Raw genomic sequence first — 217 nt, 5'->3', positions numbered from 1 at the left:
CAGATACACGAGAACGCATACCGGCGCCAGCAGATTGGAGGTCATCTCTGGCAGCAGGTGGGCCAGCGTCGTCTCCATACTCTCCACCTGATCCACCACGATCTGTTTGAGCCGGTGCGGCACCGCATGGATAAGCCCCGGGCGCTCCACTATATCCGCCAGCTCAACCGCTATCATATGGCAGGATTTGAGACAATATTTCATCCTGAAAACTTCC

1 protein-coding gene is annotated in these 217 nt (G+C 55.8%); it reads right to left on the bottom strand.

From position 1 onward, the window contains the following. Positions 1-204 (bottom strand): hypothetical protein (locus H6B10_RS17570; protein ID WP_204652575.1); only part of this gene is annotated, 204 nt, incomplete at its 3' end. Positions 205-217 lie beyond the last annotated feature (13 nt).

The sequence above is a fragment of the Gemmiger formicilis genome (genome assembly GCF_016901605.1).
Lineage (GTDB): Bacteria > Bacillota > Clostridia > Oscillospirales > Ruminococcaceae > Gemmiger > Gemmiger formicilis_B.
Note: the sequence above shows the minus strand (reverse complement) of the source record. Positions and strands in the feature narration are given on the sequence as shown.